The organism is Streptomyces murinus (assembly GCF_002154555.1).
GTDB lineage: Bacteria > Actinomycetota > Actinomycetes > Streptomycetales > Streptomycetaceae > Streptomyces > Streptomyces murinus.
In genome coordinates this window covers 18,601-32,347 of the sequence record NZ_MUNF01000137.1, presented here as the reverse complement: position 1 = coordinate 32,347, position 13,747 = coordinate 18,601, and the positions used below count along the sequence as shown (strand labels likewise).

Sequence of the window (13,747 nt, the reverse complement as noted above, 5' to 3'; positions counted from 1 at the left end):
GAACGAGGTTGAATGATGAATGCTGCCCACGGCTCCCCGACCGAGAGCGCGTCACCGGCACATGAGGGCGTCGCCGTCGTAGGAATTGGTTGCCGGTTCCCGGGTCAGGTCGGCAACGTGGAGGAGTTCTGGCGGTTGCTGGTCGAGGAGCGGGACGCGGTACGGGAAGTGCCGGAGGACCGGTGGACCGCCGATGCCTTCTACGACCGCGACGCGGGCCGGCCCGGGCACATGCGTACCCGCACCGGCGGTTACCTGGACGACGTGTCCTCCTTTGATGCCCACTTCTTCGGCATCACGCCGACCGAGGCCGCGCGGATCGACCCGCAGCAGCGACTGTTCCTGGAGACCACCTGGGAGGCGCTGCAGGACGCGGGAATCCCGCCCGAGCACATCGCCGGCCAGAAGGTGGCCGTATACGCCGGTGTGTCAGGACACGACTACGGCATCATCCAGCTCAATCCGGAGAACCGGCATCTGATCGGCGGTCACACGATGACCGGCGTGACGAACTGCATCGTGGCCAACCGGGTTTCCTATCTGCTCGACCTCCGCGGTCCGAGCATGACGGTCGACACGGCGTGTTCCTCGTCGCTCGTCGCCATCCACCTCGCGCTCCGCAGCATCCGCTCGGGCGAGGCCACGATGGCCATCGTCGGCGGCGTCAGCACGCTGCTGCTCCCGGAGGCAACGATCGGCTTCAGCCAGGGGACATTTCTCTCCCCCAGCGGCCGGTGCCAGTCGTTCAGCCGGACGGGCGACGGTTACATCCGCAGCGAGGGTTCGGGCACGGTGGTGCTCAAGCCGCTGTCCGCGGCCGTGGCCGACGGCGACCGCATCTACGCGGTGCTGCGCGGCAGTGCGACGAACCAGGACGGACGCACCAACGGCATCTCCGTGCCGAGTGAGGACGCCCAGGCGCAGATGATCGCGGACGCTTGCCGCGACGCGGGGGTCGCTCCGGCCGACATCTCCTACATCGAAGCCCACGGCACGGGCACCCCGGTCGGCGACCCCATCGAGGCGCGCGCCCTGGGCCGCGTACTGGGAACCGGGCGCACCGGACGGGGCCCCTGTGTCGTCGGCGCCGTGAAGTCGAACGTCGGCCACCTTGAGTCGGCCGCCGGAATGGTCGGCCTCATCAAGGCGTGCCTCGTCGTCCAGAAGGGTGAGATCCCCGCGAACCTGCACGCGGAGGAGCCCAATCCGGCCATCCCGTTCGACGAGCTGGGGCTGCGGCTCGCGCAGACCCGCCGGCCCTGGCCCGGAACCGGACCGCGACTGGCAGGCGTGAACTCGTTCGGCTTCGGTGGCTCCAACGCGCATGTGATCGTGGCAGCTCCGCCGGCGGAGGAGCCGACGAAGACCCTGGCGGCGGGCAGCGCGGCGGACGAGCCGGTCTTGTTCACCCTCAGCGCGAAATCGGACGCCGCACTACGTGCCTATGCCGGGGCGTACGCCGACTTCCTGGCGGCTCCGAAGACGGCCGCCCTGCCCGAGATCGCCTCCGCGCAGGCCCGGACGCGTTCGCACTACGACCACCGGCTGGCCATGGCCTGCTCGTCCGCGGAGGAACTGCGCGACGCGCTGCGTGACGTGGCCAGGGGAGCCGATCCCGACGGGCTGCACCGCGGTGTGAAGGCATCCGGCGCGAGCAATGTCGCCTTCGTCTTCTCCGGCCAGGGCCCGCAGTGGTGGGGCATGGGGCGCGAACTGCTCGCCCAGAACAAGGTCTTCCGCCAGACCGTCGAGCGCGTCGACGCCGAACTTCGCCGGCATGCCGACTGGAGCGTGCTCGAGGAGCTCAACCGGGACGAGGACGAAAGCCGCATCGGCGAGACCTTCATCGCGCAGCCCGCAGTGTTCGCCATCCAGCTCGGACTGGCCGCCCTGTGGCAGAGCTGGGGCATCACCCCGGCGGCCGTCGTCGGTCACAGCATCGGCGAGGTGGCCGCCGCGTGCGTCTCGGGCGCGCTGTCCTTCGAGGACGCGGTACGCGTCATCCACCATCGCAGTCGGGTGCAGCAGCAGGCGTCGGGCAAGGGCACGATGCTGGCCGTCGGCCTGCCCCAGCACGCCGCGGAGCAGCTCGTCAGCGGCTATCGCGGACGCGTCTCGGTGGCGGCGCTCAACGGCCCGGAATCGACCGCGCTGGCAGGTGACCCCGACGCGCTGGAGGAGATCCGCAGCCAGTTGGAGCGGGACCGGATCTTCTGCCGCATGCTCCAGGTGAAGGTCGCGTTCCACAGCCACCACATGGACCCGCTGCGCGACGACGTGTTCGAGTCGCTGTCCGGCATCACCTCGGGCCCGGCCGACGTACCGATGTACTCCACCGTCACCGGCGCCCCGGTCTCGGCCGGTGAACTCGATGCCGGGTACTGGTGGCGCAATATCCGCGAGCCCGTCCGGTTCGCCCCCACCATCGACCGGCTCATCAAGGACGGGCACCCGACCTTCATCGAGCTGGGTCCGCACCCCATCCACTCCACCGCCATCGGCGAGCTGCTGTCCAAGCGGCAGACGACGGGGACCGCCGTGCCGTCGCTGCACCGTAAGCAGCCCGACGGCTTCACCCTGCGGTCCTCGCTGGGATCGCTGTACGCGGCCGGTCTCGACCTCGCCTGGGAGCGCGTGTTCGACGGCAGCACCCAGCGCGTGCCGCTGCCCCTCTACCCGTGGCAGCGCGAAGAGCACTGGTTGGAAACGCCGTTCTCGCGCAGCCGGCGCTTCCCGTCGCAGGGGCATCCGCTCGTCGGGACCCGTTCCCCCGTCGCCGACGAGCCGGACAAGTACGTGTGGGAACTGACGATGGACACCGATACCTTCCCGTGGCTTGAGGACCACCGCGTGCAGGGGCCGATCGTGTTCCCCGGCGCGGGCCACCTCGATCTCGTCGTCGGTTGCGCGACCGAGGCGTTCGGCCCGGGCCGGTACTCGGTCGAGAACGTCGAGTTCCGCCGCCCGCTGTTCGTCTTCGACGACCGGCCGGCGCCGCTCGTCCAGGTGGTGCTGTCCCCGTCGATGCACTTCGGGGTCTACAGCCTGCAGGGCGGCGACAAGGAATGGGTCCTGCACTCCGAGGGCACGGTCAGCGCCGGCGCCCCCGACGCGGAGCCGCCCGTTCCGTTCGCCGAGCTGGAAGCCCACTGCCCGCTCGAATTCGACCCGGCGAAGGTCTTCGCGAAGTTCCGCAACAACGGCCTGATGCTGGGGCCGACGTTCCGGGTGATCTCGCGGCTGAAGTACGGCGAACTCCGCTCGCTCGGACGGATCGACACCCCGGACACCATCGCGGACGAAGCGCAGCGGCACATGATCCACCCGGCGCTGCTCGACGCGTGCTTCCAGTCGCTGTCCATCGCGATGGGCAACGACCCGAACACCGAGGACAAGACGCTCTACATACCGTTCGACGTCAAGCGGTTCAGCTTCCACGCCAAGGCGGGCAAGCGGCTGTACTGCTACGGGCAGGCACACGTCCTCGACGACATCGCCTACTGCGAAGGCGATCTGTGGCTGTTCAACGAGGACGGCGAGCTGGTGGCCGAGTTCGAGGGATTCAAGGGCAAGTCCATCACCCAGCCCACCGAAGACCGCGACGCGCTGCTCCAGTGGCTCTACGAGTACCAGTGGAGTCCCGCGCCGGTACGCGAGCGGACGCTGCTGCCCGCCGATTTCGTGCCGGACGCGTCCGCGCTGCGGGCCGCCATCGCTCCGATCGCCGACGAGATCCGCGACTGGCCGCTCAACCGCGAATACCACGCGGAGACGGAAGCCGAGATGAACCGGCTCTGCATCGCCTACGTCACCGAGGCGTTCCACCAGCTCGGCATGGACTTCACGCCGGGACGTCGCTTCACCCTCGATGACCTCGCGCGCGAGCTGGGCGTTCACCGCAAGCACCACGACTACCTGGCCCGCCTGCTGGAACTGCTCTCCCAGCACGGCATCACGGGCGAGGACGGCGACGCCTGGCAACTGCTGCTCACGCCCGCCCGCATCGACACCGCAGCGGCGCTCGCGCGACTGCGCGAGCAGCATCCCGAATGCGAGTCCGAGTACGCCGTGCTGGAACGCTGCGGCACCGAGCAGGCGGCCGTGCTGCGTGACGAGGTCAATCCCGTCGAGCTCATCTTCCCGGAGAGCGAATTCCAGTCGGTCGTCGACCTCTACGAGACCTCGTTCTCGTTCGAGCGGTGCAATCGCATGGTCGCCGAAGCCGTCGCCGAATGTGTGCGGAGGCTGCCGGAGGACCGGCCCATTCGCGTGCTGGAGATCGGGGCCGGCACCGCCGGCACGACCGGCTGGGTCCTGAACCAGCTGCCCTCGGACCGCGCGGAATACGTGTTCACCGACATCGGCCAGCTCTTCCTGAACAAGGCACAGCAGCGGTTCGCCGGCCACGACATCGTGGACTACCGGATTCTCGACATCGAACAGGACATCGCGGAGCAGGGCTTCGATCCGCACCACTTCGACATCGTCGTGGCGGCCAACGTCCTGCACGCCACCCGGGAGCTGCGTACCACCCTCGGCAACGTCGAGCAGCTGCTCACCTCACGCGGGCTGATGATCGTCGTCGAGGAGACCAACCCGCCGCACTGGGTCGATCTGACCTTCGGCATGACCGACGGGTGGTGGCGGTTCGCCGACCGCGAACTGCGGCCGCACTACCCGCTGATGTCCGAGGCACAGTGGCAGGAGTTCCTGCCCACGGCGGGCTTCGAGAGCGTCCAGCTCTTCTCCGACATGACCGACCCGCGGCAGACCGGCTGCTCGGTCATCACCGCGCGGGCGAAGGAGCTGGACCTCACACCCCACCAGCCGCGTGTCGAACCGGGCTCCTGGGTCGTGCTGGCCGACGCCGACGGCGTCGGCGAACACTTCCTCGACCGGCTCGGGGAGGCCGCCGGCGGCAGCGTCCTCGTCACCCGCGGCGAAGCCTTCGAGCCGCTCGGCGACGGCCGCTACCGGGCGAACCCGGCCAGCGCCGACGACCTCCGGCGCGTGCTTGAGCAGGTACGCGAAGAGGCCGGCGCCGTGCCCGGGGTCCTGCACCTGTGGAACCTGGACTACGCCGCGACCGAGCTGACCGGCGCGCTGCTGCCGCAGTGGGAACGCGACGGCGCCTACAGCGTGATCGCTCTGGCGCAGGCCGTCGAGCAACTGGACTGGACCGAGGCTCCGCGGTTCTGGGTGGCCACGGCCGGCGGGCCGGTAGTGGACCGGGCCGATCGGACCGTGCCGTCACAGCTGCCGAGCTGGGGCATTCTGCGGGTGCTGCTCAGTGAGCACAGCAGCCTGCGAGCGAAGATCATCGACTTCGATCCGGCGTCCGGCGCCGACGTGCGGGCCACGCAGCTGTTCGACGAGCTGCAGCACGTGCGGACGCCGGAGGAGGAGGTCGCCTACCGCGGCGGGAACCGCTTCACCGACCGCTTCGAGCACCTCTCGCCCGCCGAGTTCGAGGCTTCCGTCGCGGCCCCCGTGCGGGTGTCGGACGGGACCACGTTCGCGCTGGGCGTGCCCGCCGAACCCGGAATCGACGAGCTGCGGTACGAGGAGGTGACGCTGCCCGATCTCGGCCCGCACGACGTCGCCATCCAGCCGACGGCGACCGGCTTGAACTTCCGCGACATCATGCTGACCCTCGGCGTACTGTCGGAGGGCGCGGCCTCAGGCGGTTTCTACGAGAAGAACCTCGGTGTGGAATGTGCCGGTGTCGTCGTGGGGACCGGGGCCGAGGTCGAGGGGTGCGCACCGGGTGACCGCGTGGTCGCCTTCGCCCGCGGTTGCTTCGGCTCCCGTGTGGTCACCGGCGAGCAGCACGTGTATCCCGCACCCCGCGGGCTGTCCGACGCTGACGCCGCGACGCTGCCGATGGCGTATCTGACCGCGTGGTACGCGCTGGTTGACGTCGGCCGGCTGCGCGCGGGCGAGCGGGTGCTGGTGCATGCCGCCGCCGGCGGTGTGGGCCTGGCCGCGGTCCACATAGCGCACCTGCTGGGTGCGACGGTCGTCGCGACCGCCGGCAGCCAGGAGAAGCGGGAGTACCTGCGGTCCCTGGGTGTGGAAGACGTCTTCGACTCCCGCTCGCTGACGTTCGCCGACGAGATCCGCCGGCGCTACGACGGCGTCGATGTCGTGCTCAATTCCCTCCAGGGCGAGACCATCGCCAAGAGCCTCCAGCTGCTCCGCCCGCACGGCCGCTTCGTCGAGATCGGGAAGAAGGACATCTACGACAACTACCAGCTGGGGCTGAGGCCGTTCGGCAACAACCTGAGCTACTCGGCTGTCGACATCGACCGCATGCTGCGCGAGGTCCCGGACCGCTGCCGGGAGGCCATGACCACGGTCCTGCAGCAGGTGGAGGCGGGGGCGCTGCCGCCGCTGCCGCACACCGAATTCGGCGCTGCGGAGGTGGCCTCGGCGTTCCGGTTCATGGCGGGCGCCAAACAGATCGGCAAGGTCGTCGTCGGATTCGATGCGGAGGACGAGGTCCTGGTGTACCCGGGCGCGACCGGTGACGTGGCGATCGATCCCGAGGGCACCTACCTGATCACCGGCGGTTACACCGGGTTCGGTCTGCGGACCGCCGGGTGGCTCGCCGCCAAGGGGGCCCGGACCATCGTGCTGGTCGGACGCCGGGCACAGATCGATGCCGAGAACGAGCAGCCGATCGCGGCGCTGCGCGCGAAGGGCGTCGACGTCGTCCTGGAGCGTGCCGACGTCTCGGTCGAGGCGGAAGTCCGGAGTCTGATCGAGCGCATCTCGGCGCTGCCCCCGCTGCGCGGCGTCTACCACGCCGCCATGGTCATCGCGGATGGCCCGCTCGCCGCGATGACCGAGGAGCAATTCCTGCGAGCGGTGCGGCCGAAGGTGGACGGCGCCTGGCACCTGCACCACCACACGCGCGGACTCGACCTGGACGCGTTCGTCATGTTCTCGTCGATGAGCTGGAATGTCGGCACTCCCGGCCAGTCCAACTATGCGGCGGCGAACGGATTCCTGGAGGCGCTGGCCCTGCATCGCCGGCAGACCGGCCTGCCCGCGCTGACGGTCAACTGGGGTGCCATCGCCGAAGTCGGGTTCGTCGCGCGCAACAAGCTCGACACCCTGTCCTGGCTCGGCTGGACGCCGATCTCGCCCGATCACGCACTCGACTTCATAGGCCGCTGCCTGGTCCAGGGCGTCAGCAGCGCCAGCGTCTTCGGCGTGAACTGGCCGAAGATGAATCAGGTCATGCCGATCATCCGGAGCTCGCCGCGGCTCGCCCACCTCGCGGCGCAGGACGCGGCTCACCCCGCGGCCGGGTTCGGCACCGAGGGCCTGCGGGCAGAACTCCTCGAACTGCCGGATGACGAGCGGATGCCGCGGCTGGCGAGCGCGCTGTCACAGCAGATATCACGGATCTTCGACATGCCGGTCGATCGGCTCCCCCAGGACGTCGGCCTGACCGACCTCGGAATGGATTCGCTGATGGCGGGCCAGATCCGGAACATCCTGGCGAAGCATCTGGAGATCGACTTCCCGACCATGGGCCTGATGCGCGGCCCGTCGATCACTGAACTCGCCAGTGAGGTGCTCGCCCAGGTCGTCGGTGAGGCCACCGGCGCGGCGCCGGTGCTGCCCGTCACCGGTCCGGAGCGCTGGATCCGCACGGTGATCGGCCGCTCCAACACCGCCTCGATGCGGTTGTTCGCGCTGCCGTTCGTCGGCGGCGGCGCCTCGGTCTTCACGCCGTGGGCCGATCACCTGTCCGACTCCATCGAGGTGGTGGGCATCCAGTTCCCGGGCCGCGAGGAGCGACTCGACGATATTCCGGTGGACAAGATGCCGGAGATGGTGGCGGAGCTGGCCGAGGCGATGCTGCCGCATCTCGACCGGACCTTCGTGGTCTACGGGCACAGTATGGGCGGGCTCCTCGCCTACGAGCTCACCAAGCACCTCGAACAGCACTACAACGAGGTGCCGATGAAACTCATCATCGGCGGCTGGCCCGCGCCGACGCTGGTCGAGGACTACGTGCGCAACCTCACGCACATCCGCGACGGCTTCGACCTGGACCGGGAACCCGACAGCAGGGTGTTCGCCGTACTGCGGGACAACCACCTGCTCGACATCCCCGTCGAGGAGGAAGCCTCGATCCTGCACTGGATGCCGGCGATCCGGGCGGACCTGAAGATGCTCGGCGACTACCGCTTCGAGAGCGGCACCCCGCTGCGGGCTCCGATCTCCGTATTGCGCGGCGCCGCCGACCCGGTGTTCACGCTGGACCAGATGCGCGGGTGGGAAGCGCTGACCAGCGGCACCTTCTCCCTGACGACCGTGCCCGGCGGTCATCTGTTCATCCAGGGCGCGGACCCGGAAGTCATGCGGACGATCGCCCAGGAACTGTCCGCCGAGGACGCCTTCCCGAGTTTCACGAGCCTTGTGGACGGCCACTGAACCGGCCGCCGCGCACGGGCGATCCGAAGGAGAAGACTGATGAAACCGGCACACCGGTACGACGTCGTGATCTGCGGTGGCGGCCTCGCGGGGCTGACCCTGTCCAGGCAGCTCAAGCGGGCCATGCCCGATCTCACGGTGCTCGTGCTGGAACGCAGCGAGCGAGAGTTCCCCGACGGCGCCTACAAGGTGGGTGAGGCGACGGTCGAGGGTGGCGCGCACTACTTCAGTGAACAGCTGGGCCTCACCGGGTACATGAACCGACGGCACCTGCACAAACTCGGCCTGCGGATGTTCTTCGGCGACTCGCACGGGCCGCTCGAAGCACGGCCCGAGCTGGGCGCGCGACGGTTCCCACGGGTGACGTCGTATCAGATCGACCGCGGCAGGTTCGAGCGGGACCTGCGCGAGGGGGTGAGCGAGCTCGGGGTCGATCTCGTCGAGCAGGCACAGGTGGTGGACATCGACCTGTCGACGGACGATGACGACCACGTGGTGCACTTCGAGACCCCTGAGGGCGGTGCGCAGAGGGCACTGGCGCGTTTCGTCGTCGACGCCTCCGGGCGCCGCCGGCTGCTGCAGCGCAAGCTGCGCCTCGGGGCCCCGAGCCCGCACAAGATCAACGCCGCGTGGTGGCGGTTCCGCGGCGAGTACGACGTCGAGAAGATGACGGATACCGCGGGCCCGACGTGGCGGCCGAAAACCCAGGAGCGTCGCTGGTTCTCGACCAACCACCTCATGGGCACCGGGTACTGGGTGTGGATGATCCCGCTGTCCTCGGGGAACACCAGCATCGGCATCGTCACCGACGACGCCATCCATCCGTTCCAGTCGTACTCCACGCAGGAGAAGGCGCGGGAGTGGATCAGCGAGCACGAGCCGACGCTGGCGTCGTTCATCGAGCGCGCGGAGCCGATCGACTTCCTGCGGGTGCGGAACGCCAGTTACGCTTCCGAGCAGATCTTCTCCCACCATCGGTGGGCCTGCGTCGGTGAGGCCGGCATATTCCTGGACGCTTTCTACAGCCCAGGGTCGGACTACATCGCCTACACGAACACCATCGCCACGCGCCTGGTCGAACTGGACCGCAAGGGCAGCCTCACGGCGGAGGTCGCGCAGACCTACAACCGGCTGATGCTGGAGGACATGTGGCCGAACTATCTGGAGATGTACCACCAGAACTACGCGATCTTCGGAAGCGCGCCGGCCATGTTCACCAAGGTGATGTGGGACACGTCCTTCTACTGGGCGCTTCCCTCCCAACTGCTCTTCCGGGGCCTGATCGCGAACGAGGAAGCGGCCGCCGAGTTTCATCCGATCGCGACGAGGTTCAAGAGCATCCAGTCGCGGATGCAGGCGAATCTGCGTGCTTTCGGCGCCCAAGCGACGCAACCGGACAAATATCTGTTCGTGGAGTACAGCAAGGTGCCGATCTGCGCACAGCTGCACCTGGATCTGCTCACCGAGAAGACGCCGGACCGGACATTCCGCGAGATGCGGCACAACGTCGACCGGCTGGAGGCGTGGGCGGATTCGTTCGAGCAGGAAGTCGCCAAGAGGTACGACCTCCCCGACCGGGAGGCGGTCGGCGCATGACGCCGGCCGGAGAGCGAGAGGAGCGCGTATGACAGGGTTCGAAGGGCGCGTAGCGATCATCACTGGCGGCAGCCGGGGTATCGGCAAGGCACTCGCCCTCGCCTTGGCCGGGCAGGGGGCCAGTATCGCCATCGGTGCCAAGACGATGGAATCCGGCGGGCGGCTCCCGGGCAGCGTCCCGGATACGGTCCGGGAGATCGAGGCGCTGGGCGCAAAGGCCCTGGGGCTGCGCTGTGATGTGCGCGACGAAGCGGATCTGAAGAATCTTGTCGACCGGACGGTGCAACGCTTCGGCCGCGTGGACATCCTGGTCAACAACGCCGGAGCGATGTGGTTGCAGTCGGTCGAAGGCACCACGCGCAAACGCTACGACCTGGTGATGGCCATCAACGCCCGAGCGCCCTTCCTGCTCGCCCACCACTGCATTCCGCACATGCGCCGCGGCGGATGGGGCCATATCGTCAACCTGAGTCCGCCGCTGGACCTGGAGGGGATTCAGCACATGGGCGGCAAGGTGGCGTACATGTCCTCGAAGCTCAACGCGACGCTGCTGACCCTTGGCCTGGGCAAGGAGGTCGCGGCAGACGGCATCGCATGCAACACGATATGGACGCGCACGCTGATCGGGACGCTGGCGACGCAGAACCTCGGCATCGGTAACCCGCGGGACTGGCGGACAGAGGACATCGTCGTCGATGCCGTCATGGCCGTGCTGGAGCAGAATCCGGCGAAGTTCACCGGGAACGCCCTGATCGACGACGAGGTCCTCGCGAGCCTCAAGGGAATCGAGGACCTGACCCGGTACCGCTTCGTGCCGGACCACGAACCGACCCCGATGACATGGGAGTTGTGGGACGCTGTCGCCGAAGTCGCACAGCAGATGTACTTCGCCGCCATGACGGCGGCCGACGGCGCACAACCGGCTTCGCCGCCGGCCGGCAGCTAGAGAGGACCCTCCATGGACACAGAAAGCGACAACGTGATCAAAGGCCACGAACAGATCGTGGCGCACGTGATCGCGGCGTTCGACGACCTTCCCGTCCCACCCGGCATCCGCCTGCAGCTGCCTCCGCCGTCGACCACGACACTGGCCCTGCAATACGAGAAGTTCGTACCGGGCCGGTCGATCTCGGCGACGGTGGAGATACCCCCGCAGTACGGCAATGTCATGGGCATACTCCAAGGCGGCTTCATCGCGGCGATGTTCGACGACCTCATGGCGCCGCTCAGCTATCTGACGGCGAAGAACCCCACGACCAGCATGGACCTGACGACGCATTTCCTGCGGCCGGTGTTCGTCGGCGAACGCGTGACCCTGACCGCCACGGTCCAGAAGGCCGGCCGGACAGCCATCTACCTGGCCGCGGAGGCACACAACGAGAAGAACAAGCTGGTGGCGACGGCGGTCTCCACGCTTCAGGTAGTGGGGCTGCCGCAAACCTGAGCCGCGTATCCATCCCTGATAGTGCGGGGTGTCCCCGGCTTCGGCCGGAGAGGCAATGCATCCTTGGCCCGGAGCCGCGAAGCCGCGGAGTTCGCTGCCCCCGCGTTCACGCGGGGGCAGGAGTCACGGCGACACGGACTTGATGATCACGGGGGAATCCGTGCACCACGCTGCTCATCTGGCATCCGCCACCACCGACAAGAACCTGCAACTCGCCCTCAAGGTCCTGCCCGCGATCGTGGTCATCCTGGCCGGTTCGGCACTGTGCGGGCGGCTGGCCATCTGGCTCAGACAGCCGCGCGTCCTGGGTGAGATGGTCGCCGGCGTCCTGCTCGGCCCCACCCTGTTCGGGGCGCTCTTCCCGGATGCCCAAAGAGCCGTCTTCGCGCCCGAGGTCAAGCCGATCTTGTACGTGCTGAGCACCATCGGCCTGACGCTGTTCATGTTCCTGGTCGGTGCCGGCCTCGACCATGGCTCGGGCAAGGGCATCAAGGACATGAGGAACGCGGGCGTGCTGGCCCTCTCCGGCATCCTGCCGTCCCTGCTGCTCGGCGCCGCAGCCGCCTTCGTCCTGTACGGCAAGCTCTCCCGGCCCGGCGTCAGCACCTTCGAGTTCGCGCTGTTCCTCGGCGGCGCGCTGTCCATCACCGCGTTCCCGATGCTGGCCCGCATCCTGTACGAACGGAATCTGCAGAACACCCCGATCGGCCGGATGACCCTGCTCGGTGCCTCCGTCGACGACGCCGCGGCCTGGTGCTTCCTTGCCGTGCTCTCTGCCATGCACACCGGCTCCGGCGCCCCGCAGGCCCTGCGCACCATCGGCCTGACCGCTGTGTTCGCCGCTGTCATGCTCCTGGTTGTCAAGCCGTTGCTGCGCCCGCTGGGCGAGCGGGTGGAGCGCACCGGCACGTTCGGCTTCGACCACATGTACCTCGTCGTCGGCATCGTGCTGCTGTCCGGCCTGTTCACCGATTACATCGGCATCTACTCCGTGTTCGGTGGCTTCATCGCGGGCCTGGCCATGCCCCGCAACCCGGCGTTCCGCGAGGCCCTGCACGGCCGCATGATGGACATCGTCTGTGTGCTGCTCCTGCCGATCTTCTTCGCCTTCTCCGGACTCAACACCGAACTGGGCGGCATCACCAACTGGACCGCGTTCGCGATCATCCTGGCCGCCGGCTTCATCGGCAAGTACGCCGGCTGCGCCGCCGCCATGCGTACCGTCGGATTCACCTGGCGCGAGTCCTGGGCCGTCGGCGGCCTCATGAACGCCCGCGGCCTGATGATCCTCATCTTCATCAACATCGGCCTCGCTCAGGGCATGATCACACCCCAGGTGTTCGCCATGCTGGTCCTGGTCGCGGTGATCACCACCGCGGGCGCCATACCTTTGTACCGCTTGGCCCTGCCCGAGCGGCTGGAAGCGCGGATGCTGCCCACCCCGGGGGAATCCGGCCCCGCTGGGGCCGCGGTGCCGCAGGGCGAGCGCGCACCCGCGTAAGCCCTCCGTGCCGACCGGACCGCGATGTCGTGTCTCCGGTCGGCGCCGGTGAGGGGTTCCTGTCCTACCGTGCCGCCTCACAGGGCAGTTGACGTCTGTCCGCCCGCGCGGCCCTACGCCGAACAGCTCATGGTCGTGCGCAACACCTGAATCCACCAGTCGATCAGCCGATCGGCTGCGGTCCCGTCGAGGCCAACGCTGCGGCGGAACTCGTCTCCGAACAGTGGCTCCATCACCATGGCCTGGTGCATCGCGGCCACGGTCACTTGGATGTCTTCGCGTGACGGCGCCCTGCGCCCGCTGGCCGTGGACTGCCGCCGGGCCTCGGTGTACAGCCGGTCGACGACCTCGTTGAGCATTCCGCTGCCCGTATCGCGCCAACCGGACCGGTGCAGGGCGAGCGCGAGTTCCGCGTAGCCTTCGGCGTACATCCGGTGGAGCGCACGGACCAGGCCGGCCGGGTCCGCCGGGCCGTGGTTCCACGTCTCCAGGACGGCGCGCAGTTCGGCCCTCAGCTTGGCTCCGCCGAATCGCAGCAGCGCTTCCAGTAGTTGGTCACGGGTGCCGAAGTGGTGGTTGATCGCGGCGTCCGACACGCCGATCGCGGCGCCCACGGCCCGCACCTGCACGGCGGACGGGCCGCCGGCGGCGAGCAGTTCGCTCGCCGCTTCCAGGATCAAACGCTTGGCGACATCCGGGTCGCGCCGTACTCGCGTGGTCACCCGCCCAGATTACCTTGACGGGCCAAGGCGCCC

Annotated in this window: 6 protein-coding genes; 5 read left to right on the top strand and 1 reads right to left on the bottom strand. The window is 68.4% G+C overall.

The annotated features are described in order from the left end of the window. Window positions 1-12: 12 nt before the first annotated feature. The 5 genes from CCN72_RS10435 to CCN72_RS10415 all read left to right on the top strand — a co-directional run bounded on the left by CCN72_RS10435 (window position 13) and on the right by CCN72_RS10415 (window position 12,992). Window positions 13-8,451: a type I polyketide synthase gene (locus tag CCN72_RS10435; protein ID WP_086807268.1), complete on the top strand. Its 8,439-nt coding sequence runs from the start codon at window positions 13-15 to the stop codon at window positions 8,449-8,451. A 39-nt stretch (window positions 8,452-8,490) separates the two neighbouring features. After that, window positions 8,491-10,047 (top strand): NAD(P)/FAD-dependent oxidoreductase, encoded by a 1,557-nt coding sequence (locus CCN72_RS10430; RefSeq protein WP_086807267.1) that lies wholly within the window; start codon window positions 8,491-8,493, stop codon window positions 10,045-10,047. 28 nt (window positions 10,048-10,075) lie between these two features. Next, window positions 10,076-10,993 (top strand): SDR family oxidoreductase, encoded by a 918-nt coding sequence (locus CCN72_RS10425; protein ID WP_086807266.1) that lies wholly within the window; start codon window positions 10,076-10,078, stop codon window positions 10,991-10,993. Between the two features lie 12 nt (window positions 10,994-11,005). Further along, window positions 11,006-11,491: a PaaI family thioesterase gene (locus CCN72_RS10420; RefSeq protein ID WP_037659154.1), complete on the top strand. Its 486-nt coding sequence runs from the start codon at window positions 11,006-11,008 to the stop codon at window positions 11,489-11,491. A 142-nt stretch (window positions 11,492-11,633) separates the two neighbouring features. Continuing rightward, entirely contained in the window at window positions 11,634-12,992 is a 1,359-nt protein-coding gene (locus CCN72_RS10415; RefSeq protein ID WP_158101337.1) for a cation:proton antiporter, read from the top strand. A 113-nt stretch (window positions 12,993-13,105) separates the two neighbouring features. On the opposite strand, the gene CCN72_RS10410 is transcribed toward CCN72_RS10415, so the two are convergent. Next, entirely contained in the window at window positions 13,106-13,714 is a 609-nt protein-coding gene (locus CCN72_RS10410) for a TetR/AcrR family transcriptional regulator (protein ID WP_086807264.1), read from the bottom strand. Window positions 13,715-13,747 lie beyond the last annotated feature (33 nt).